Origin of the sequence: Kitasatospora sp. NPDC101155, assembly GCF_044768305.1 — a bacterium.
In the GTDB taxonomy this organism is placed as follows: Bacteria; Actinomycetota; Actinomycetes; order Streptomycetales; family Streptomycetaceae; genus Kitasatospora.
In genome coordinates this window covers 204,524-225,001 of the sequence record NZ_JBIWPN010000008.1, presented here as the reverse complement: position 1 = coordinate 225,001, position 20,478 = coordinate 204,524, and the positions used below count along the sequence as shown (strand labels likewise).

Genomic DNA, 20,478 nt, shown 5'->3' with positions numbered 1-20,478 from the left:
CCTCGAAGGGTTCCACCATGAACGCGCCTGCCCGCCCCGGACCCGTCCGGCTCGCCGAAGCCGCCCGCCTCACCCCTACGTTCGACGCCGACCGGCTCGCCCGGGAGCTCGCTGCCGTCACAGGCCACCGCTGGCAGCGCCAGCGCATTCACGCCCCCGGCGGCCACATTGGCGAGGCGACCGCGATCGACTGGCGAGTCCTGTCACTGCGCAGCCCCGGTGGCGACGGGGAGCGCACCGACCCGGGCGGGCCCGGCCCGGTCGACTTCGCTCCCACCCAGTGGCTCGACCGCCTGCCCTACCTGCGCGAGATCCTCGCCGGCATCCCGGCGCCGCTGAATGCGGTGCGGCTGATGGCGCTCGGCCCCGGCGCTGCCTCGCAGCCCCACTGCGACCCCAAGTATCGCCTCGACCGCGGGTTCGTACGCCTGCACATCCCGATCGTCACCCACCCCGAGGCGGCACTCGTCCTGGACGGCGTCGAGCACTGCTGGCAGGCCGGGGAGTTCTGGTACGGCGACTTCTCCCGCGAGCACCTGGTGCGCAACACCGGCCACACGGTGCGGGTCCACACCGTCATCGACGCCCTTCTCACCGAGGATCTCGTCGACCTGTTCCCTACCGGCTGGCGGGCGATCCTCGCTGAAGCCGACGTCCTGTTCAACCGGCCGACCCCGCAGGCCACCGGCTTCGCGTTCCCGCTTCCGTACTCGGCGCTTCTGCCCAGCGGCTTCACCGACTTCGACCATGACGACCCGCTGGAGGGCCAACTCCAGCCCATCCAGATCACCCAGCAGCCTGACGGCCAGCTGACGCTGACCACCGCCGGACGCCTCCTCGCCCTCGCGCCAACTGGAGATGGCGAGTACCACTTCGCTGGCTGGAGCGAGCAGCGCACCCTCACGCCCGCCGCCGACGGGGTCCTGCTGCACGTGCGTCGCGGCCGCACCACCCTCCACCGTCACCTGCCGGCTGCGAACACCGCCCACTGACCAGCCCGGAGGGCCACCAGCCATGAAGCTGCACAGCTACGACGACTTCACCCCGCTGCGCGAGATCATCGTCGGCTCCGCCGCCAACTACCTCTCCCACGAGCGTGACGTCACCTTCGAACTGTTTCACCACGAGAACCTGACGGGCTTCCGCTCGGACTGGGCCTACCCCCGCCTGGCCACCACCCGCGGTGCCGGGCCGCAGAGCTGGCACATCAAGCGCCGCTACACCGAGGAACTCCACGAGGACGTTGAGAACCTGGCCGCCACCCTCGCCGGTCTCGGCGTCATCGTCCACCGGCCCCTGCCGCTGCCGCCGAACGCCGCCCCCATCGCCGGCCTCGGCTGGCAGGCCGTGGCGACCCCGGCACTGAACATCCGTGACAACACGCTCATCCTCGGCGAGGAGATCATCGAGACGCCGCCCGCGATCCGCTCCCGCTACCTGGAGACCCGCCTGCTCGCCCCGGTCTTCCACGCCTACTACGCGGCTGGCGCCCGCTGGACGACGATGCCTCGGCCCCTGCTCACCGACAACTCCTTCGACCTCTCCTACGCGCGTGACGCCACCACCACCCTCGGCGGTCCCACCGAACCGATCGCTTCCCCCCAGCCGTCCCCGTACGACGTCGGCTTCGAGATGATGCTCGACGGAGCCCAGGTCCTGCGCCTGGGGCACGACCTGGTGGTCAACATCGCCCACGAGAACCACGCGATGGCGGTCGAGTGGTTGGAACGGCACCTGGACGGCCACTACCGCGTCCACCGTGTCCACCGGATGGCCGACAACCACATCGACAGCATGCTCCTGGCGCTCAAGCCCGGGGTGTTCCTCGCCCGCCACGACGGCATCCGTGACCTGCTGCCCGAGCCGCTGCAACGTTGGCAGTTCATCGTCCCGCCGCAGCCCGACCCCGGCGCGTTCCCGGCCTACGACGACGCCGACCTGGTCCTGACCAGCCCCTACATCGACCTCAACGTGCTGTCGATCGACGAGAACACGGTGCTGGTCAACGAGGACTGCACGGGCTTGATCAAGACACTCGACGCAGCAGGCTTCACGACGGTGCCGGTCCGCCACCGGCACCGGCGACTGTTCGGCGGAGGCTTCCACTGCTTCACCCTCGACACCCACCGCTCTGGCGGATGCGAGGACTACCTGTCGTGACGACGCCCCGCGTCCTGCTCCTGGAGGCGGCCGGCCCCGAGTCCGGTGCCCTCGCCGCGACTGCGGTCGCAGCTGGCTACCAGGTACACGCCGCCACCGATCCCGAGACACATGCCACCTATGCCACCGACCTCCAAGCGCTGTTGTCCGGCCGCCTGCTGACAGACTTCTCGCGAACGGAGCAGGCACTGCGGGATGTCATCGACTACGCCCACCGCCACGGCATCGGCGCGGTACTCACCAGCAATGAGTACCTCACGGAGCTGCTCGCGCACGTGTGCGCGGCCCTCGGCCTGCCCGGCAACGATCCGGCCCGGGCTGCTGCGGCACGGAGCAAGGTCGCCATGAGCGAGGCGTTCGCCCGCCACGGCGTCACCGCGCCCCGCAGCCGGGCTGTCGGCACCGAGGACGAACTGCTCGCCCTGTGCTCCGCCCGACAGATCACCTTTCCATGCGTCATGAAACCCGCAGCAGGGGCAAGCTCCGCCGGCGTCACGGTAGTGACCAGTCCGGCCGAGGCCACCGCAGCCTTCAGGGCCGCAAAGGTGCCGCGTGGGATGTACGGGATGGATCCCGATCCGCGGGTCCTTGTCCAGGAATTCATCGAGGGCACCGAGTACAGCGTCGAATCCATCACCCAGGACGGGACAAGCACACACCTGTGCGTGACCCGTAAGACGGTCACCGGCGGTGCCCATCGGGTCGAGCTCGGCCATGCCCTTCCCGCCGTTCTCTCTCCGGTGGCCGAGCAGACCGTACTCAAGGAGGTAGACCTGGCCATCGCCGCGGTCGGGATACGCAACGGGGCGTCACACACGGAGGTGATGCTGACGCCGAACGGCCAGTGCACCGTGATCGAGATCGGAGCCCGTATCGGCGCTGGGCAGATCGGCTTCCTCATCCAGCACGCGCTCGGTATCGATCCGTGGGCGGCCTGTCTCGACACGGCCTTGGGCCGCCCAGCTCACCTAGCCCCAACCCGCAGCGGTTACGCCACCGTGCGCTTCCTGACCAGCCCGCACCCTGGACGCCTGGCGACCGTGACCGGACTACCCGACCCCAGTCCCCGAGTGCCGATCGTCCGTGCACGCAAGGTCGTCGGGCAGACCGTCAACGGAGCCACGGACAACACCGCCCGCCTCGGAAGCTTCGTCGTGGTAGGCCCCAACCAGCAGTCTGTCGACCTATATGCAGAGCAGCTGCTCGACCAGATCCGCATTGACGTCGAGCCCGGCGACTGGCCGGGCAGCCACTCCACGACCACGGAGACCTAGGATGTCCCGTCCAGCTCCCACGCTGATCACAGCTGAGTGCTTCCCGACACCGGACGTGGTTCTGCGTAGCAACGAGCCGACCACCCAGAGGGTCGTGCGCGAGTTCGCTCACTGTCAGGCTGAGGCAGCACTCTCACTCCACCAGTCGTTGACCGAAGTTCTGCCTACGGCCCGCGACATTGACGCGCGGGCCACGGCATTCACTACGGCGTTCGAAGCAGCGGAGGACTGGCGGTACCGGACCGCGGTGGCGAACCCGCACCCGACCGGCCGCTACGGCGCAGCCTCGGCGGAGCAGTTCCGCACACCGATCACCGACGACAACCCGAACCTCTTCCGGATCGGGGAGCACGAGCGGCTCCGCGACGGCGCCACCTGGGACCCGGCCACGCGGACCTACCTCGGCGGCGCCGAGACTCCCGCCAGCCGGACCATGCGACGGATCGCCGAGCTGATCGCCGCAAGGTTCACCCAATCGCCCGACGTGGACGTCGTGTGCAACCGCGTCACGTTGCCCGACGGTCAGGCAGCACACGGGATGCGATTACTGCGAGGCAGTGCCGCCCACAATGCTGCGGCCGTGATGGTCGCTCGAGTCGCCGCACGGGGCGGGGACACCTCCCGGATTGCCACCGACGGCCAGCTGCTGGTCTACAGCGCCAGCTCTCCGGAAACGGACCGAAGGGCGATCTTCCGCAGCGCCATGACTCTGCTCGCCCAGGACCACACCACCCCGGCCGCCGCGCTGACCGCTTGGCTGCAGGCGGCGTACCTGCTCTATCAGGCGCCGCGCACGAAGCGAGGCAGCGACGCCACGACCCGCACCTTCCTCATCGCTGCCGGCACGCATCGGCTGAGCCGGCCACCTGTGCTGCTGCACGACGTCGACCTGCGCGCCTACGTCCAGCCACAGGACCAGTTCATGACCGAGCTGCGAGCGGCGCAGATCAGCGTCAGACGCATGCCGAGCCGCGAGACCTCTCGCCAGCGCGATGCTGCGACTCACGCCTGAAGCTGGTCGAGTACGTCCCGCATCAGCTCGTACGTCTGCGGCACCGTGTCAACGTTTCCCAGCCGATGCCGCTCCAGGCGGATGGCACCGATGTGGCGGGCCTCGTAGATTCGCGAGCGCAGCACCGCGGAAGGGGAACGGTCCTGGGGGCCGTAGCTTTCCCAGAACGCCTCCCGCTCGTCGGCCTTCGCCATCGCCATGCGGATCGTCCAGTCAGCGGCGGGATCACCCCACCAGGTGCGGTCCAGGTCGAGGACTCCGGAGATCACTGGGTCGGGTGCGCTCTCGGCGAGCATTACATTGACGGTCCACAGGTCACCCGAGAGAAAGCGTGGCTCGGTGATCTCGTCGAGAACTGCACGGTGCTGGCTCGCTACTTCGGCTACCTTGCGCAGATCAGCGGAGTCCAGTCCGACAGCGTCGAGATCGACAGCGATGTCCTCCAGGGAGGCCGCCACGGCCGTGCTCCATGCGGAGTATGCCGGGCCGGCGATGGGGCCGAAGTGCGGACCGCGCACCCCGTGGATCTTCCGCGCGATCGAGCCCATCTGCCGGAAGAAGCTCGGCCAGCTCGTGCGGGAGTACCTACCGAGACCTTCGGGGGCGGGTACGCCGTCAAGATGGGTCTGGACCATGTAGTCCCGGCCGATCACCTCGTGCGACCAATCCGCGGCAATGACACGCGGCATGAGAGGCGCAATTGCCGTCAACCATGGCACGCTGGCGTACTCGTTGCGCATCAACTGCAGCTCGGAGCGGAACTGCCGACCCGGCTCTGGAGCGATCCGGAGGATCACCGGACGTTCGTGTCCGGCCACGGCCACGCGGTAGGTGTTGTTGTACATGCCCGAGCCCAATTCTCTGGCGGACAGCACGTCGGCACCGAAGACCCGATGGCAGACGGCCTGGATCTCGTCGGCGGTCACTGGCTGCTGGAACGCCTCAGCGGCGCGCTCGATCAGTAGAAATTCCATGCGGTTACCTTGAACTTCTAACAGGCGCAGTGAAGCGCAGGAGGAATATGATCCACAGTCAACTACGTTACCTGTGCGGCGAGTCGACGATACCGGTGCTCGCGGCTAATGCTTGCGGTTCTCCACAGTTATCCCGCGTCGAGCCGGAAGCGAGCCTGTAGCGCGTGGGGCTGCCCGGCCTGATGACACCCGAACTGGTGAACCTAATCCAGCCGGGACGACCTGCGCGCCGCCGCGTTCCAGGTCATCGGAGCATGCTCGGCGCTGGACGTCGTTCTCACCGTGACCAGCACCCGTCGGCACTGGGACGATGCCAGGGTGTCCCTCGCCGAACCGATCCCCGACAAGCGATTCAGGAGTGCTTGATGCCCTTTCAGCCGGATGGCGACACCCGGCACAGCCTGACGGCAGCACACCAGAAGGCCGCAGCGTTCCTCGGCCTCGTGTGCGCCGAACCGCCGGTCTTTGGTACCTCCGGAACCACCGTCGGCCGCCGGGCCGAGAACACCTGGCTCCGCGTCTCCAGAAGCAGCTGCCACCGGGCGCCCCGGCCGACCGGCCAGGGCGCCCTCGGCGCTGAACAGCTCGTCCCCGCCTCCGTCCCGCGCCCCCGGCTCCACGACACCGTGGACTGGACGGAAGCGGGCTGGTTTTACCAGGCCGACGTCTTCGACCTGGTAGGACCCGCGGTCTCCTCGACCCCGGATCTTCGCGACGATCCCGGCCTAGACGACAGCTGGTGGACCGGGCTGCGGAACGCGGTGGCCGGCATCGCGGAAGCACCGAGCACGAAGATCACTCTGCGCCAGACATGGGTCGAAGAGGTCTTCCCGAAGTACCTCGGCATCCCGGCCCCAGCCGAAATCGACCGGACCACCGGGCACGGTGATCTCCAGTGGGCCAACCTGACCGCCGCGCCGCTCAAGATCCTCGACTGGGAACGCTGGGGCCTGGTGCCGGTCGGCTACGACCCTGCGGTCCTGTGGGTCAGCAGCCTCCTCGTGCCCGAGGTCGCGGACCGCATCCGCGCGGAGTTCGCCGACATCCTCGACACCCCGGCCGGACGCGTCGGTCAGCTCATCGCTCTCGCGGAGATGCTCCAGGCTGTCGATCGGGGGTACTACCCAGAACTCGCGCCTCTCCTCGCCGAGCAGGCACGTGAGTTGACCGGTGTCACCCCACCGCAGGGCACCAACACCGGCCTCGTCCGGTAGACCATGGACCTCCGGCAGGAGCTCGTCGATCACATCCTGGACCAGGTGGAGCAGCGCCTCGGCACGAGGCTGGACCGGCGTAGCGTGGTGCGCAAGCGCCGGACGGTCGGAGCCGGCACCGACCGCGGTAGCTGGACCCGGGTCGAACGCCGCCCCTGGCCGCGGGCGCGGGAACAGGGCTGGGGCGGATTCGAAGCCGCAGCGGCGTTGGCCAGCGTGGCGATGCCACGCTGGTACGGGTCGACGACATGGCAGGACCCGGACGACCGAGCGATCTGGCACGTGGACGAGACCTCGCTGCTGCCCGAGCTCCCGGTCGGAGCCGCGGTGGTGACCATCGACCCGGAGCTGCCGGGCGACTGGTGGCGCTCGCTGAATGCCTCGCTGGCAGCGCTGGCCGTTCACCGAACGGCTCGGGTGGCGGCCCCGGATACGGAACGGATCACGCAGCAGCTGATCGACGACACAATAAAGGCTGCCTTCCCCGGAACGCATGACACTCGGGTGGACCAGTGGTGTCCTGCTCATGCCGACCTGAACTGGGCGAACGTCACCGGCCCCGGTGAGTTCTGCATGTTCGACTGGGAGGACTGGGGAATGGCGCCACGCGGCCTCGACTCGGCATCGCTGTACGCCGCCTCCCTCGCCGTACCCGCGCTCGCGGACCGGGTGCGTAGGGAGCGCTGGGCAGACCTTGAGAGCCGCGACGGTCTGCTGATGCAGCTGTTCGTGCTGGCGAAGATCGTCGGACCACACGCCAGTCCGAACGACCCCCGAATGGGGCTGGCACACCGGGAGGCCGCGCGGCTGATCCGCGTTCTTCAAGGGGACTGAACGTCACCCTGCCTACAAAGCGCCAACGTCAGCGAACAAGGAAGGAGTACGCATGGACCCCCCCACACGCCGTCCGGCCGACACCGACGCCGAGGACATCGCGAGCGCGAAGGAGCGAGGCTGGAGCGATTTGGCACCCATTGACGACGCGTACCAGGCGGGCGAGATCACGGCCACCGAGTGGCACGCCGCCGTCCTGGGCGTGATCGAACCGGCCTACCTCAACGGCGACAACCCGCGGGCCCAGTCCGGCCACAGCGGCGACGAGACCCGCTGGCGAGAAGCCCGCAGCCTGCTCGTCGACCTGCTCCCGCCCCACGGTGGGACCTTCCTCGACATCGGATGCGCCAACGGCCACCTCATGGAGAGCCTGACCGAGTGGGCGGCCGAAGCCGGGATCATCATCGAGCCCTACGGGGTGGAGATCTCCACCGCCCTCGCCGACCTCGCCCGAACCCGCTGCCCGAAGTGGGCGCGTCGAATCTGGACCGCCAACGCGATGGGCTGGAAGCCTCCGCATCGCTTCGATGCCGTCCGCACCGGCGTGGACTACGTGCCGGCGGACCTGCGTGGAGCGTACGTGGCCCATCTACTGGACCATGTTGTCGCTCCGGGCGGCCGATTGATCATCGGCGTCTACAACGAGGAACGAGACAAGTTCACGACGGCGGACCTGCTGCGGTCCTGCGGCTACACCCCGGCCGGTGCCACCACAAGAGACCACCGGCACCCCAAGATCCAGTACAAGGGTCTGTGGCTGGCCAACGCTTGAGTAAGCGCACCGCCGCTGGCGCCGGGGCACGCGCCCTCCAGCGCCCTGATTGGCAGCGTGCTCTTCTCGGCAGGCCGGTACCGTCGGCGAACAGCCAGCCATTGCGCGTAACGCTGGCATGGAGGCCAGAGCCTGGCCCATGTCGGTGTCGAACTCGCGGTCTTCGTGAAAACGACAGTTGGGCCTATGGGCGTAACGTCATCGTGCCCCGGTGGCTCGCACCAATAGGCGGGACGACCAGCATCCACCTCCCTCGGTAGACCCCCGATCCGGTCCCGCCGTCGCTCGCAGTGCGGTGGGACCCGGCTCCGCGCCGCCATCTGCGCGGGAGCCAGGCAGCCCCACCGGATACGTTTCGGGACGTCCCCAGAGCGTCCCGAAACGTGGTTGGAAGGCACCCAGTAGAGCCGCCAGAATCGGGAGAATTCTCCATTCTGGCGGTGCAAGGTAATCGCGGCCTGGAGAACAGCTTCTGGAACCGGCTCAATTCGCGCAGCTCTCTTCCTGGACGTTATTCCCCTGAAAGGCAGGTGCCCGTGAAGCACGAAGCCAGGCAGAAATCCCCGAAGGTGATGGACAACCGGTACTCGCCCGGCATGCGCAAATGGAACCTCCGGTTCGGCATCACGTCCCGCTGCAATATCCGCTGCCAGTACTGCCTGCCGGAGGGGAAGCAGGGAGTCATCGTTCAGCCTTCGCAGGAGGAGGCGATCGAGGTCCTGCAGGCCGGCTACGACATCGGCTTCCGGCGGGTCCACTACACCGGCGGAGAGCCGACCGTGAGGCGCGACTTCGTGGATCTGCTGCGCGCCGGCAAGGAGATCGGCTACGACCAGCAGATCGTCACGACCAACGGCTACCGCCTGCACCACTTCATCGAGGAGGCGGTCGACGCCGGCCTGACCCGGGCGATCGTCAGCATCGACACCCTGGACGAGCAGCGCAATCTGCTGATCACCCGCCGCGGCTTCCACAGTGACACCCTGCGCAGCATCGAGCGTTCGGTCGAGCTGCTGCCAACCCTGACGAAGATCTCGTGCGTGACCATGCGCGACACCCTCCACGAGCTGCCCGCCTTCATCGACTACGCCCGTCAGCTGAACAACAGCGGAGGGGCTGGCCAGCTGGCGATCAAGCTGAACCAGTTCTTCCCCTCGAACCCCGCCCAACTCGGTGCAGAGGGCGAGGCGTTCTGGAAGGACCAGTTCGTGGAGGAGCAGGCGATCCTCGAAGCGCTCGCAAAAGCGGGTGAGCTGCGGCCGGTGCGGCGGGAGTCGATCGAGGGCGACAACCCGAGCTACAACTACTACGAGATCGGCGACACAGGGGTGAAGGTCGCGGTGCTCGCGATGTTCTCCTGGGACTACCCGTGCGGCGGCTGCTGGAAGCTGCGGATCAGCCCGAACGGGATGACGACGGTCTGCATAAGCCAGAAGAACCCCCCGGTCCTGTGGGGGATGTCCCTGGACGAGAAGCGCGAGACGTTCAAGCGGCTGACCGGCTACCGCGACAGCGAGCAGTTCGACATCGACAACCCGAACCGCAAGCACTACCGCGACCAGCTCGGCGAGCTGCGGTTCGACAAAGTCGTCGGCGAGCAGAAGCCGATCGCGCACTTCCGCACCATCCTGACCCGCGAGGCGCTGGAAGCACGGGGCGAGATGTGACGGACCTGGAACGCCTGTGCTTCGGCACCTCGACGTTCGTCGCCGGCCGTCTGCTGCCCGGCAAGGATTCCCGGCCGGGGCTGGAAGCGCTGCGCACCGCGCTGAACGCCGGGGTCCGCACGATCCACTCCAACCCACACCTCGGCACGCAGTGGGCAGTGCGGGAGGTGCTGGACGAGGTAGGCCCCGTTGCCGGACTCCGCCACCTGGTCAAGGCGGAGTGCCCGCTGCGGGGAGATCTCGAAGCGCGCATCAACACGGCCATCGAGATGTCCACCGGCCAGCTGGGCATCGCCCGGATCGACGCGGTAGTACTCCAGGTTGACCTCAAGCGCACCGAGCGGGCCGAACTTCTCAACGACCCCAAGGCGTTGAGGGATTTCTACCGGCATGGCTCCCGGGTTGCGTTCGCCTCCGGGCGGATCAGCGCTGTTTACGCCTACTGCCATGGCCCGGCTGCGGTCCGTGCCGCCCTGCGAGAGGAGCCGATCACGGCTGTCGCCGCCCAGTACCACCTCGCCTCACCCTGGCCGATCTCCCACCTGGCCCAGATCTCGCAGGCCGGCCGCGGCTTCGTCGGGATGTCGCCGCTCAACCGCGGTGCCCTGATCGACCCGCTCGCCCGCACCGCCAGCAGCAGACTCCGTCCTCTTGCCTGGGTGCTACGTGATCCGCGTGTGGAGACCATCGCCATCACCATGTCCTCACCGGAGCACGTCAACGAAGTGATCGACACCGTTCGGAACTCGCAACGCTCAAGGCCTCCGGTCCCTGCACTGGCAGCACCGGGCTCAAGGAGGCCGTCCTGTGATTGACCTCGCCCTGCCACGAACGGCCCCCGAGAGCCACGTCCAGGCCGACAGCGTGACCGTCGCCTTCAGAGCCCAGCGCCCGTGCATGGGAGGCCGCGAGCGGATCGGCCGGCGCTGTTGACTCTGACCCTGGGGCTGAACTTCGGTACCCACGACGCGGCGGCGGCCATCGTTCACAACGGGACGGTGACCGCCGCCGTCGAAGAGGAGCGCCTGAATCGGATCAAGAACACGAAGGTGTTCCCCGAGCAGGCGATCCGGGCCTGCCTGGACCTGGCCGGCGCCCATCCGCAGGACCTCGACCAGGCAGCGCTGTTCGTCGACCCGAAGCTCCACCTTCTCCTGGCGCCGTCGAACCTGCGCTACGGCACACCGGCGTCGATCGGCTCGCTGCTGTCCGACCTGGACAAGTACCGCACGCGGCGCAGACTGCCCCAAGTGGTTCGTCGCAGCGGTCTCTTACCGGGCCACCTGCCGCTCACACCCGTGTCGCACCACCGGGCGCACGCCGCAAGCGCCTACCTGACCTCCCCCTTCGATGACGCCCTGGTCGTCACCCTCGACGGCCGCGGCGAGTACGAGACCGCCGCGATCTACGACGGCACAGACGGCCGGATGACGAGACGCCATCACATCGCCTACCCGCACTCATTCGGATACCTGTACAGCGCCCTGACCCGATACCTCGGCTTCCGGCCGCAGAACGACGAGTACAAGGTGATGGGCCTGGCAGCCTACGGAGGCCCTCGGTACTTCGACCAGATCAGGCGCCTCGCCTGGTTCGACCAGCGCACCGGCCGACTGCACCTGAACCTGCGCTACTTCGACCACCACCGCCGGCCCAGCGCCCAGCGCAACCTGTTCAGCCCCGCTCTGGTCGAACTCCTCGGGCCGCCCCGGCGCCCCGAGGACGCGATCACCGATCGACACCGCGACATCGCCCGCGCCCTCCAGCACCTCCTGGAGCAGCTGGTCGACTCCTTCCTCGCCTTCGCCCAGCACCTCGTACCGCGACGATCGCTCTGCCTGGCCGGCGGCGTCGCACTCAACTGCGTCGCCAACGCCACAGTGATCGCCTCGGGCCGGTTCGACCGGATCTTCATCCAGCCCGCAGCAGGCGACGCCGGCACCTCCATCGGCGCGGCGCTGGCCACCGCGGCCAGCCCAGTCCGGCGCCCGCTGCGACACGCCTTCCTCGGCCCCTCCTACGACGAGGAGACCATCCGCTCAGCCCTGAGCGGCATCCCTGCCGGCCGATACCGGGTACGGCGCACGGCCGAGCCGCACCAGGAAGCCGCCCAGCTACTGAGGGAAGAAAAGGTGATCGGCTGGTTCCAGGGCCGCATGGAGTTCGGGCCGCGGGCACTGGGAGCCCGCAGCATCCTCGCCTCTCCCCAGTGCGCCACGACCGCTTCCCGGATCAACGCCATGATCAAACAAAGGGAGGCGTTCCGCCCTTTCGCACCGGCCGTACTGGCTGAGCGCGCCGACGACTTCTTCGCCCTGCAGTCGGCCGGCGCACTCGTCTACCCGTACATGCTGGCGACCGGCACGGTGCGCCAGCACCAGCGGGATCGCCTTCCAGCCGTGGTCCACGTGGACGGCTCCGCCCGCGTCCAGACAGTGCACCGGGACACAAACCCGCTCCTGTGGAACGTCATCGATGCCTACCGCCAGCTTTCGGGTCTACCCGTCGTGCTGAACACCTCGTTCAACGGCGCGGACGAGCCGATCGTCTGCACGCCGAACGATGCAGTCAGCACCTTCCTGCGCTGCGGCCTGGACGCGCTCGTGGCCGGCCCATACATCATCGAGGAGACCACCCGTTGAACCACCCCGGCGGCATCATCCCCGCCCCCTTACGCATAGCGGTGGAACGAGAGTTCGGCCCCGTCCTCCATGTTGAGGAGCGCCCAGGCGGCCACACCCCCGGCATCAGCGCCGCCCTCACGCTGACCCGCCGAAGTGTCTTCCTCAAGGCGATAGCCGTCAGTCACCCGCGCTCGAAGGACCACCAGCTGGAAGCCGGGATCAACTCCGTCCTGCCCCCCGGCCTCGGGCCCCGGTTGCTGTGGACCGACACCGTGGACGGCTGGCTCGCCCTCGTCTTCGAGCACGTCGACGGGCGCCACCCCGATCTGAGCCCGCGCTCACCGGACATCCCCATGGTCCTGGAGAAGATCACCACGCTGATCGACCTCCTGACCCCGAGCCCGTTCGTCGGCGCCGCTGCGATCAGCGACCACCGTGCCTACCAGACAGCGCCGGCGGAACTTCTTGCCGGTGACACGCTGCTCCACTGCTCCCCGCGACCGGACAACCTGATCATCAACAGCGAGGTCCACGTGATCGACTGGGGCTCCAGCCGCCTCGGGGCGGGCTGGTTGGTGGCCGCGTTCATGGTGCCGCACTTCATCGTGGCCGGGCACAGCCCCTGCGGCGCCGAGGCACTCGTCCGGACCGTCCCGGCCTTCAAAGCGGCACCGCGCGAGGCCGTCACGACCGTCGCCCGGATCCTGGCGACCTACTGGAGCAGCCGCATCGACCACTACCCGCCTGGTGCGCTGTACGACTACCGCGTCCGGGCCGCCCATGCTGCCGGCAGATGGGCGGATCACGGCGACACGCCGTAGACGGACGGCTGGCCTGCGGCGGTCCCTCCCCAGGCCAACCACGGCACGAGAATGAGCCCGTAACGGCCCAGCTCACCATGAGCGGTCCAGACATGAGGAGCAGCGCATGTGCCGCAACATCCCGCCGTCCGTCCTTGCCCCCGTGGAGGATGCTGCTCGTGACGGCATCGAGCGCTTCGGTGCCGGGTGCCTGATCCGCGACCGTGGCCGGATCCTGCTCCTTCGACGGAAGCAGGGCGACTGCATGGCGGGCCAGTACGAGCTTCCGTCCGGAGGTGTGGAACCAGGTGAGAGCGTGGAGGAGGCCGCTCTGCGGGAGACCCTGGAGGAGTGCGGCCTGGCGGTGACGATCACCGGCTACCTCGGCTCCGTCGACTACACCAACCGCAAGGGGCAGCGAGGCCGGCAGTACGCCTTCACCGCCACCGCGCCGAGCACCGAGCCCATCATCCTGAGCGAGCACGACGACTTCGTCTGGGTCAGGCCGAACGCCCTGCCGCCGAACGTCTCGGACCCAGTGCGCGGGCTGATCGCGCTGGCCGAGCGGCGCTGATCAGCTTCGGCTGCCGGCCCTCATGAGAACCGCGGCATGGAGGCTGCCGAGTCGGCAGGACACTGATCCGTACCAACCGCCGTGACGTCACTCTGAGTGATAGTCCGAATCTGTACGGCGATTCTGCGTTGCTCGCGGCGCCCTGGGCGTTCTATCCTCTGGGCAACGCGCTGACGGAGACAAGTAGCCGCAGGGCACGCGAGCCGAGAGAGCTGCCGGCAGCTGGGAAGGCAGCCTCGCGTCCTGGGGTGAATCCCCTCCCGAGTGCGGGGAGGAACGGCCGATTGCGGCCCAATGCCCCGCCGGTTCGCTCCCGTTATCGAGCTGTCGAGGCCGTCCCCTCCGGGTGACGGCGAAGGCGTGGTGGCACCGCGAGTTCCCTTCTCGCCCACGCCCCCAAGGGATCACGTCGGACTCCGACTGATCGATGGGACCCTAAATGCTGGACATCACCGTGATCCGCGAGCACCCCCAGCGCGTCGAGCGCGCGCTGGCGAAGCGAGCCGTGCACATCGACCTCACCGCCTTCCTTGCTCTGGATGAGAAATACAGGCATGGCACGACCGAGGTCGAGACGCTACGCGCCGAGCGCAAGCAGATCTCTCGTGAGATCGCGCGGCTAGACCCGGTGGACCCGGCCGCCGTCGCCAAGCGCACCGAGGCAACCGAGCTCGGTACCCGCCTTGCCGCACTCGAAGAGCAGCTCACCGCGCTTGCCGGCGAGCGCCAGGCATTCCTCGACCAACTGCCCAACCTGCCCGATGAGGACGTGCCGACCGGCGGCAAGGAACAGAACCAGGTCGTCCGCGAGCACGGCACCCGGCCGGCCTTCGACTTCGAGCCGCACAATCACGTCGATCTGGCCCGCCGGCTGGGGCTGATCGACTACGAGCGCGGAGTCAAGCTCGGCGGCACCGGCAACTGGGTCTACCGTGGCAACGGCGCCCTCCTCGAATGGGCGCTGCTCAACTTCTTCATCGAGACCCACGTCCAGGACGGCTACGAGCTGATCCTGCCGCCCCACCTGCTGACCTATCAGGCTGGCTACGTAGCAGGCCAGTTCCCCAAGTTCGCCGACGACGTCTTCGCGCTCGAACAGGGTCCGGCCGGGCCTCAGCGGTTCCTGCTGCCGACCTCGGAGACCGCCCTGGTCAACCTCCACCGCGACGAGGTCCTGACGGAGGACGAACTTCCGCGCAAGTACGTCGCGTACTCGCCCTGCTACCGGCGCGAGGCCGGCAGCTACCGCGCCGCCGACCGTGGAACCCTTCGCGGCCACCAGTTCAACAAGGTCGAGATGTTTCAGTTCGCGCACCCCGACACCTCCGAAACCGCCCACGAGGAACTCCTGACCAAGGCGGCCAACCTGGTCGAGGCACTCGGCCTGCACCACCGAATCACCCGGCTGGCCGCCGAGGACACCAGCGCCTCGATGGCCAAGACCTTCGATGTCGAGGTCTGGCTGCCCAGCATCGACGGCTACGTCGAGGTGAGCTCGGTATCGAACGCCCGGGACTACCAGGCCCGGCGCGGCAACATCCGCTACCGCCCCGCAACGGGAAAGCCCGGCTACGTGCACACCCTCAACGGCTCTGGGCTGGCCACCAGCCGCCTGGTGCCGGCCCTGCTGGAACAGCACCAGCAGTCGGACGGGACTGTCGCGGTGCCGCCGGTGCTGCAGCGCTGGCTCGGCTGCAAGTCCCTGACCCCGGCAGCACCCAGGTAGTCGTACCGCCGGCAGGCCCGGAACAGCACATCCAGGCCTCCGGCGCAGGAGCGGCCACTGCCAGGGTCGCCGCCTCGGCGGCGGCCCTGGCAGTGCGTGCCCTCTTGCAGCAACGCATGGACCAGGCACCAGGTGAGGAGGCCGACAGCGTGATGGAGACCTTGACCCAGTGGGCATGGAGGATCGCCGAGCAGGAGCTGTCGGCCACCATGTCGAGGCGGTGGTCGCACTCCCAGGGGGTGGCGCGCCGAGCGGCGCAACTGGCTGCGGTCGTGGGGCTGGATGCTGGCCTGCTGGTCGCCGCCGCGGTGCTCCACGATGTCGGCTACGCGCCCCGCCTGGCGCTGACGGGCTTTCATCCGCTTGACGGTGCCAGGTTCCTGCGGGATGAGCACGGCGCGGACGCGCGTCTCGTGCGACTGGTGGCCAACCACTCGCTCGCCCTGCTGGAAGCTGAGGAGCGCGGGCTGCGCGAGGTGCTGGAGGACGAGTTCCCGATGCTCGATGATCAGGTGCTGGTGGACGCCCTGATCTTCTGCGACATGACCACCACCCCCGACGGAGGGCCGACCAGCGCCCGTGACCGGGTCGCGGAGATCGTTGCCCGGTACGGAGTCGGCACGCTGGTGGGACGGTTCATCCAGCGCGCGCAGCCGGAGCTCGAGGCGGCGGTGGCCCGCACCGAACACCGGCTTGCTCTTGCGAGTCAGCCGAGGTAGGGGTACCGGCCGCTGAGGTAGTGGCCGATCTGCTGGCGCATGCTCGGGTGGATGTCGTAGTCGTCCAGGTCGCCCGGCCGCACCCAGCGCACACCGTCGGCCTCATCGTTGATCGTCGGGGTACCGCTGATCGGGCGGCCGATGTACGCCACCTCGAACTGCTGGCGGGCTTCACCGTTGCTGCTGTAGACGACGATGTGCTCCGGGTTGGAGTAGACCCCGAGGAGTCCGGTGATCTCCGCCTTGATCCCGGTCTCCTCCTCGCACTCGCGTACCGCGCAGTCGGCGGCGGACTCGCCGATGTCCTGCTTACCGCCGGGCAGCGCCCACTGCCCGGTGTCGCGTCGGCGCTGCAGCAGGATCTCGCCGGCCTCGTTCTGCACGAGCAGGTTGCTCGCAGGGACTAGCGAGTTCGCGGCCGGTGCGTCCGGATCGCTGTAGTACTCAGTCCTGCCGGCCATAAGACTGGCCCCCCTGTGCGTCGTCGGTCCACGGCCGGGCGGAGTCCCAGACCGCGTCGAAGCTCGAAGCGTAGCTGTCGAACCAGCCAAGCCCGCCGCCCTTCTGAAGGTGCAGCAGCGGGTTCGCGGACGCCGGCTGGCCCCAGACGTGCGGGTTGACCAGCAGGTCGTCGTCGTAGCGGAACAGTGAGTTGTACAACGTGGTGTCGTGCAGACGGATCTCGCAGCCGGGCGTGCCCAGCAGCGGCCGGTAGTAGGTCAGCGAGGCACCGATCTTCGCCGCGAGGGCGTCGCCGATGCCCTCCTCCCGTCCGCGGATCGCCACCGCGCGGCCCTGCGGATCACCGAAGCACAGCCGGACGTTCACGCCGGCCGCCGCGCGCTGCGCCAGCATCCTGGCGATGCGCGGGTTCGACTGGGCGAAGAACGTCCCCGAGAACACCAGCACGTCGATGTCCCGCTCTGCCTCGAGGAGCAGGGATAACCACATCTCCCGCGGGACGCTGGCACGGTCGGGGTAGGTCGCCACGAGGCCGGCACCGGGACCGGTGACCTGCGCGACCCGGGGACGGGGCTCCGGCCAGAGGAAGGTCTCGTCCACCTGGAGGTGATGGGCAACAGCCCACCGGTGACGGGCATGGGGCACGCGCCCCCCTAACCAGCGGATCACGGTCTTGGGGTCCACCTCGCAGACCGTTGCGAGTGCCGCAGGGGGCACACCGCGCTGGGCGAGTGCGGAGCGCAATCGCTCGTTCACAGCGGATATCCAACCGGACTGCGCCGGGACTCGCAAGGACGTCTTGGGACGCGATGAGGCCGACGATTGCGCCACGTGCTGCCTACGCTGATCCAATGGCGCTCATCGTCTTGTGGGACATCGATCACACCCTCATTGACAACGGGGGCGTGAGCAAAGAGATCTATGCCAGCGCGTTGTCGTCCATCGCAGGGAACCTACCCGTGGCACCGGCAGCAACAGACGGCCGGACCGACCGCCTGATCATGCGTGAAATGTTCCTTCTGCACGGCCTGGCATAGGTTCTGCCCGCGGATCATGGCAGCGACGGCTGGTACTCACGCCCCCGCTTTGCCCGTTCCCTGTCGGGTTGGCGAACACCCATGCCAGCATGTGCTCATGGATGCTGGGATCGCAGCGCTTCTGGGCGCAGCCGTCGGATCGGTGGCAACTCTCGGTACCGCTTACATCACTGGTGTGACTCAGGACCGGCTCCAGGAACGGCAGTGGCTGCGTCAAGTCCGGCGAGAAGCATACGGAGCTTTCCTAGGCATGGTGATGGAGAGACTGGAGGCCGGCGAAGCGGCAGCGAAAGCCGTTGCACAGGGGCGGTACGACGATTCCCGTGAGCACACCAGCGAAGCCGCGTCTCGCGGTGCCGCCATGCGCCGCGCCGCTGCGGTCGTGGCTGTGGAAGGTCCCGCTGAGGTCAGCGCCGCTGCCGTACTGCTATGCAACGGATTCGATCGCTGGGTACTCGCTCTCGGGGAATGGACTACACCCGGTCCCGCACAGGTCGGCGATGCGGGACACATGGCCGTTACGGCCGTCTGGGAGGTGGTACGCGCGGACATCGACGTATTCACGGACCAGGCGCGCCAGTCCCTCAGCGCCAACAGTCGGCGACGCAACTGGAGAAGGATCCAACCGAACGCAGTCGCGTGATCCGTCGATCCCCCATCGTGCGCCTCAAGGAGGCGCTGTGGAGCGGGGCGCACCGGTGATCGACGTCTATCGTGCGGCGCTCGACTACGGGGTGGAAAGCGTCGAGGAGTACGACCGGCGGTACCGTCCGTACTCCTCGACGGGGCTGATCAACTGGCGTCCTGCCCCACCCCGGTAGCCGGTGGGGCAACCGCGTCACATCTGGTTGGGCGCGTCGATCCCGAGCAGTTCCAGGCCGAGCGCCAAGGTCCGCGCGGTGAGGTCGCACAGCGCCAATCGGCTCTGCCGGATGTCGCCCTCGGCACGGAGTACATGGCACTTCTCGTAGAACGACGTGAAGGTGCTGGCCAGCCCGTAGAGGTAGTGCGCGAGCCGGTGGAACTCCAGGTTCTCTGCGACCTCGGAGATCAGGGTGCCGAAGCCGAGTAGCTCCAGTGCCAGGGCACGCTCGGCCGGCTCCGCGATGACCAGTGTGTCGAGGGTGCGGTCGGGCTCGATCCCGGCGCGTCGGAAGATCGAGCAGATCCGGGCCCGTGCGTATTGGAGGTAGGGGGCGGTGTTGCCCTCGAACGAGAGCATCCGGTCATAGTCGAAGACGTAGTCCTTGAGGCGGTCGGTCGACAGATCGGAGTACTTGACCGCGCCGATTCCCACAGCCCGCGCAACGGCGGCACGGGTCTCCTCGTCCAGATCCGGGTTCTTCTCCGCGATGACGGCAGAGGCCCGGATGATCGCCTCCTCCAGGAGGTCGACGAGCTTGACGGAGATGCCGGCGCGGGTGCGCAGCATCTTGCCGTCACTGCCGAGGATTGAGCCGTGGCCGATGTGCTCGGCACGGGCCGGCGGGGCGAGCCAGCCGGCCTCGCGGGCGGTCTCATAGACCATCTCGAGGTGCTGGTGCTGGGGCAGGCCAACGACGTAGAGCAGCCGGGTGGCGTGCAGGTTCCTCAGGCGGTGCCGGATGGTGGCGAGGTCCGTGGCGCCGTAGCCGAACCCGCCGTCGCCCTTCTGGACGATGATCGGCAGCGGGTCGCCGTTGCGGTTGAGATAGTCGCCGGGGAAGACGCACCTGGCGCCTTCACTGTCACGGAGCAGCCCGAGCTCGTCCAACTCGTCCAGAATCGACTGGAGTTGGTCGTTGTAGTAGCTCTCCCCGAAGAAGTCGTCCTCGTTCAGGCGCACGCCCAACGTGCTGTAGACGGTGAGGAAGTACTTCTTCGACTCGTCGACCAGGGTGCGCCACAGGCGCAGCGTGGTCTCGTCCCCGCTCTGCAGCAGAACCACGCGCTTGCGGGCCCGGTCCTTGAAGGTCTCGTCGGCGTCGAACTTCGTGCGAGCGGCCCGGTAGAAGCCGTTGAGGTCACCTACGGACAGCTCGTGGGCGGCCTCGGACTCGCCGATGTCGAGGAGGTGTTCGACGAGCATGCCGAACGGCGTGCCCCACTCTCCGATGTGGTTCTGGCGGATCACCGTGTGCCCCTGCCATTCGAGCAGGCGTACGGCGGTGTCGCCGATGATCGTCGACCGGAGGTGGCCGACGTGCATCTCCTTGGCGGCGTTCGGGGCCGAGTAGTCGATAGTGATCGTCTCGGGGGCCTCGACCTGCAAAACGCCCAGACGGGCGTCATCGAGCGTATCGGCCAGCAACTGGCCGAGGACCTCGTCGGAGATGGTCAGGTTGATGAAACCCGGTCCGGAGATCTCTACGGACGAGCACAGGTCGTCGAGCTTGGCCTTTACTACCACCTGCGCGGCGATCTCGCGCGGGTTGCCGCCGATCTTGCGGACGAGGGGCAGGGCGGCGTCGGACTGGAAGTGCGCGTGCTGGGATCGTCGGAGGAGGGGGTCCACGGAAGTTCCCGCCACTGCCTCGAACGCCGACTTGAGCCGCTGACCCAGCAGCTCTTCCAGGTTAGCCATTTCAAAAATCTAGCCGAGCCGAGGAGACGCGTCCAATCCCAGCCGCAGATCTGACGAGGAGTAGAT

General features: G+C 68.0%; 19 protein-coding genes and 1 pseudogene. 16 read left to right on the top strand and 4 right to left on the bottom strand.

Annotation, left to right across the window (positions count from 1 at the left end):
• The first annotated feature begins 17 nt into the window (after positions 1-17).
• The 4 genes from ACIRYZ_RS15040 (at position 18) to ACIRYZ_RS15025 (ending at position 4,446) form a co-directional block, all read left to right on the top strand.
• A complete protein-coding gene (locus tag ACIRYZ_RS15040) occupies positions 18-992 on the top strand; it encodes an aspartyl/asparaginyl beta-hydroxylase domain-containing protein (RefSeq protein WP_402943850.1) in 975 nt (324 codons plus the stop codon).
• Between the two features lie 22 nt (positions 993-1,014).
• On the top strand, positions 1,015-2,160 hold the full coding sequence (locus tag ACIRYZ_RS15035; protein ID WP_402943847.1) for a glycine amidinotransferase: 1,146 nt from the start codon (positions 1,015-1,017) through the stop codon (positions 2,158-2,160).
• A complete protein-coding gene (locus ACIRYZ_RS15030; RefSeq protein ID WP_402943845.1) occupies positions 2,157-3,434 on the top strand; it encodes an ATP-grasp domain-containing protein in 1,278 nt (425 codons plus the stop codon). Before ACIRYZ_RS15035 ends, ACIRYZ_RS15030 begins: the two co-directional genes overlap by 4 nt.
• Positions 3,435-3,528: 94 nt before the next feature.
• Positions 3,529-4,446: a hypothetical protein gene (locus ACIRYZ_RS15025; RefSeq protein ID WP_402943843.1), complete on the top strand. Its 918-nt coding sequence runs from the start codon at positions 3,529-3,531 to the stop codon at positions 4,444-4,446.
• Here ACIRYZ_RS15025 and ACIRYZ_RS15020 read toward each other — a convergent pair.
• Positions 4,437-5,420 carry a phosphotransferase family protein gene (locus tag ACIRYZ_RS15020; RefSeq protein ID WP_402943840.1) on the bottom strand — a complete coding sequence of 328 codons (984 nt, stop codon included), beginning with the start codon at positions 5,418-5,420 and terminating at the stop codon, positions 4,437-4,439. The two genes, ACIRYZ_RS15025 and ACIRYZ_RS15020, sit on opposite strands and share 10 nt — an antisense overlap.
• A 365-nt stretch (positions 5,421-5,785) precedes the next feature.
• Here ACIRYZ_RS15020 and ACIRYZ_RS15015 point away from each other — a divergent pair, with 365 nt between their 5' ends.
• The 10 genes from ACIRYZ_RS15015 to ACIRYZ_RS14970 all read left to right on the top strand — a co-directional run bounded on the left by ACIRYZ_RS15015 (position 5,786) and on the right by ACIRYZ_RS14970 (position 16,350).
• Positions 5,786-6,634, top strand: a complete 849-nt coding sequence (locus ACIRYZ_RS15015) for a hypothetical protein (protein ID WP_402943838.1) — start codon at positions 5,786-5,788, stop codon at positions 6,632-6,634.
• A gap of 3 nt (positions 6,635-6,637) precedes the next feature.
• The gene (locus tag ACIRYZ_RS15010) at positions 6,638-7,468 is read left to right on the top strand and encodes a hypothetical protein (protein ID WP_402943836.1); all 831 of its coding nucleotides are present in this window, start codon (positions 6,638-6,640) and stop codon (positions 7,466-7,468) included.
• A 52-nt stretch (positions 7,469-7,520) separates the two neighbouring features.
• The gene (locus ACIRYZ_RS15005; RefSeq protein WP_402943833.1) at positions 7,521-8,240 is read left to right on the top strand and encodes a class I SAM-dependent methyltransferase; all 720 of its coding nucleotides are present in this window, start codon (positions 7,521-7,523) and stop codon (positions 8,238-8,240) included.
• A gap of 440 nt (positions 8,241-8,680) precedes the next feature.
• Positions 8,681-9,907: a radical SAM protein gene (locus ACIRYZ_RS15000; protein WP_402943831.1), complete on the top strand. Its 1,227-nt coding sequence runs from the start codon at positions 8,681-8,683 to the stop codon at positions 9,905-9,907.
• Entirely contained in the window at positions 9,904-10,722 is an 819-nt protein-coding gene (locus ACIRYZ_RS14995; RefSeq protein WP_402943829.1) for a hypothetical protein, read from the top strand. The genes ACIRYZ_RS15000 and ACIRYZ_RS14995 overlap by 4 nt, the downstream gene beginning before the upstream one ends.
• A 114-nt stretch (positions 10,723-10,836) precedes the next feature.
• The gene (locus ACIRYZ_RS14990; protein ID WP_402943826.1) at positions 10,837-12,549 is read left to right on the top strand and encodes a carbamoyltransferase; all 1,713 of its coding nucleotides are present in this window, start codon (positions 10,837-10,839) and stop codon (positions 12,547-12,549) included.
• The gene (locus ACIRYZ_RS14985; protein ID WP_402943824.1) at positions 12,546-13,352 is read left to right on the top strand and encodes a hypothetical protein; all 807 of its coding nucleotides are present in this window, start codon (positions 12,546-12,548) and stop codon (positions 13,350-13,352) included. The genes ACIRYZ_RS14990 and ACIRYZ_RS14985 overlap by 4 nt, the downstream gene beginning before the upstream one ends.
• Positions 13,353-13,458: 106 nt before the next feature.
• Positions 13,459-13,905, top strand: a complete 447-nt coding sequence (locus ACIRYZ_RS14980) for an NUDIX hydrolase (protein ID WP_402943821.1) — start codon at positions 13,459-13,461, stop codon at positions 13,903-13,905.
• Positions 13,906-14,344: 439 nt separating this feature from the next.
• Positions 14,345-15,631 (top strand): serine--tRNA ligase, encoded by a 1,287-nt coding sequence (serS, locus tag ACIRYZ_RS14975; protein ID WP_402943819.1) that lies wholly within the window; start codon positions 14,345-14,347, stop codon positions 15,629-15,631.
• 152 nt (positions 15,632-15,783) lie between these two features.
• Positions 15,784-16,350 carry an HD domain-containing protein gene (locus ACIRYZ_RS14970; RefSeq protein ID WP_402944052.1) on the top strand — a complete coding sequence of 189 codons (567 nt, stop codon included), beginning with the start codon at positions 15,784-15,786 and terminating at the stop codon, positions 16,348-16,350.
• Here the strand turns inward: ACIRYZ_RS14970 and ACIRYZ_RS14965 are convergent.
• Together ACIRYZ_RS14965 and ACIRYZ_RS14960 are read right to left on the bottom strand one after the other, a co-directional pair.
• Positions 16,338-16,811, bottom strand: coding sequence for an NUDIX hydrolase (locus ACIRYZ_RS14965; protein ID WP_402943817.1), 474 nt, complete (start codon positions 16,809-16,811; stop codon positions 16,338-16,340). The genes ACIRYZ_RS14970 and ACIRYZ_RS14965 overlap by 13 nt on opposite strands.
• Positions 16,795-17,568 carry an XRE family transcriptional regulator gene (locus tag ACIRYZ_RS14960; RefSeq protein WP_402943815.1) on the bottom strand — a complete coding sequence of 258 codons (774 nt, stop codon included), beginning with the start codon at positions 17,566-17,568 and terminating at the stop codon, positions 16,795-16,797. The genes ACIRYZ_RS14965 and ACIRYZ_RS14960 overlap by 17 nt, the downstream gene beginning before the upstream one ends.
• A gap of 95 nt (positions 17,569-17,663) precedes the next feature.
• On the opposite strand from ACIRYZ_RS14960, the pseudogene ACIRYZ_RS14955 reads away from it, so the two are divergent.
• Positions 17,664-17,843 (top strand): annotated as a pseudogene (locus tag ACIRYZ_RS14955) (haloacid dehalogenase); the annotation flags it as partial.
• Positions 17,844-18,547: 704 nt separating this feature from the next.
• A complete protein-coding gene (locus ACIRYZ_RS14950; RefSeq protein ID WP_402943813.1) occupies positions 18,548-18,670 on the top strand; it encodes a hypothetical protein in 123 nt (40 codons plus the stop codon).
• 17 nt (positions 18,671-18,687) lie between these two features.
• On the opposite strand, the gene argS is transcribed toward ACIRYZ_RS14950, so the two are convergent.
• The gene (argS, locus tag ACIRYZ_RS14945) at positions 18,688-20,412 is read right to left on the bottom strand and encodes an arginine--tRNA ligase (RefSeq protein WP_402943810.1); all 1,725 of its coding nucleotides are present in this window, start codon (positions 20,410-20,412) and stop codon (positions 18,688-18,690) included.
• Positions 20,413-20,478 lie beyond the last annotated feature (66 nt).

Bases quoted from the DNA above. Each gene is read 5' to 3' on its own strand.
- ACIRYZ_RS15040 (WP_402943850.1), top strand. From the start codon at position 18: ATGAACGCGCCTGCCCGCCCCGGACCCGTCCGGCTCGCCGAAGCCGCC.
- ACIRYZ_RS15035 (WP_402943847.1), top strand. From the start codon at position 1,015: ATGAAGCTGCACAGCTACGACGACTTCACCCCGCTGCGCGAGATCATC.
- ACIRYZ_RS15020 (WP_402943840.1), bottom strand. From the start codon at position 5,420: ATGGAATTTCTACTGATCGAGCGCGCCGCTGAGGCGTTCCAGCAGCCA.
- ACIRYZ_RS15015 (WP_402943838.1), top strand. From the start codon at position 5,786: ATGCCCTTTCAGCCGGATGGCGACACCCGGCACAGCCTGACGGCAGCA.
- ACIRYZ_RS15010 (WP_402943836.1), top strand. From the start codon at position 6,638: ATGGACCTCCGGCAGGAGCTCGTCGATCACATCCTGGACCAGGTGGAG.
- ACIRYZ_RS15005 (WP_402943833.1), top strand. From the start codon at position 7,521: ATGGACCCCCCCACACGCCGTCCGGCCGACACCGACGCCGAGGACATC.
- ACIRYZ_RS14980 (WP_402943821.1), top strand. From the start codon at position 13,459: ATGTGCCGCAACATCCCGCCGTCCGTCCTTGCCCCCGTGGAGGATGCT.
- serS (WP_402943819.1), top strand. From the start codon at position 14,345: ATGCTGGACATCACCGTGATCCGCGAGCACCCCCAGCGCGTCGAGCGC.
- ACIRYZ_RS14970 (WP_402944052.1), top strand. From the start codon at position 15,784: ATGGAGACCTTGACCCAGTGGGCATGGAGGATCGCCGAGCAGGAGCTG.
- ACIRYZ_RS14965 (WP_402943817.1), bottom strand. From the start codon at position 16,811: ATGGCCGGCAGGACTGAGTACTACAGCGATCCGGACGCACCGGCCGCG.
- argS (WP_402943810.1), bottom strand. From the start codon at position 20,412: ATGGCTAACCTGGAAGAGCTGCTGGGTCAGCGGCTCAAGTCGGCGTTC.